The following is a 1,139-nucleotide window of genomic DNA, read 5'->3' as shown; positions in this document are numbered from 1 at the left end:
GCTCCAGGGAGCAGTCGTTACGGTTACAGATCCCAAGGCTCTGCAGAACGCCGCTAGAAGGTTCCCCGAACTCCACTATGAGCCCGACACAGATGCGGCCCTAGCGAAGTCTGACGCGCTTCTCTTGCTCACGGAGTGGACGGAGTACCGAAATCTCGATCCTTACGAAGTTGGGGCAGCCGTCTCTTCGCCGCGCATTCTGGACGGTCGCAATGTACTAGACGCATCCAAGTGGCGTGCCGCAGGCTGGAGCTACCGAGGCTTGGGACGAGCGTAGCCATGACGGAATCCGAGGGGTCCAAAGAATCGGCGCGAGGGGTCGGCACCCGAGAGTCGTCGACGAACCAGAAACTTAGGCGTCGTTGGGCTGGCGCAGCCTGCCTGACCGCCGTTGTAGTCGTGGGATTGGGCAGCACGGCTTGGCTTAGTTCCAGGGCCTCAGTGATTAAGAGCGAACTCGACGCTTCTTTGCGTCTCATTCCAATCCTGAAGCAGGACATCGGCGAAAATCAGCCAAGCGCTGCCGCCCACCGGCTTGACGAACTCCGATCCCACACCAGCGTGGCGAGAGCCGCGGCAGACGACCCCTTCTGGACTCTGGCCGCAGGGATTCCCGTTCTGGGCGCGAACTTCAGCGCGGTTGCGGAGGTAGCCCGTTCAGCAGACGACGTGGCAAACTTGGGGATCGCTCCGCTTGTCAATGTGTTCGAATCACTGAACTGGGACAGCTTGGTGCCCAGCAGCGCCGGAACGGACCTGGAGCCTATCCGAAAAGCGTCCCCCAACATCTCAGCCGCGGCTCACGCGGTCGGCGCCTCGGCGCAGCGGCTGGCAGATATTGATGCTGAGGCCTTGTTGCCGCAGGTTGCTGAGCCGTTAAGACTGGCCAGGGAACAGTTGAAGGCCGTGACTGGTGCACTCGACGCATCCGCGAATGCGGCCGAAATCGCCCCCGGCATGTTGGGAGCGGACGGTGACCGGAACTATTTGCTCATGATCCAGAACAATGCCGAAGTCCGGGCTTCCGGCGGCATTCCTGGAGCGCTCGCAGAGCTCACTTTGAAGAATGGCAAGATGACGCTGGGCGCGCAGAGCAGTGGCGGTGACGTTGGGGTCATGTCGCCTAGTTTGTCCGTAGA

2 protein-coding genes are annotated in these 1,139 nt (G+C 61.3%); both read left to right on the top strand.

Annotated elements, in window-relative coordinates; translation table 11 throughout:
• On the top strand, positions 1 to 277 hold a 277-nt coding region (locus LQV45_RS34540; protein ID WP_253074605.1), incomplete at its 5' end, for a UDP binding domain-containing protein.
• 164 nt (positions 278 to 441) lie between these two features.
• On the top strand, positions 442 to 1,139 hold a 698-nt coding region (locus LQV45_RS34535; RefSeq protein ID WP_230012411.1), incomplete at its 3' end, for a DUF4012 domain-containing protein.

The sequence above is a fragment of the Microbacterium sp. Bi128 genome (genome assembly GCF_918698205.1).
Note: the sequence above shows the minus strand (reverse complement) of the source record. Positions and strands in the feature narration are given on the sequence as shown.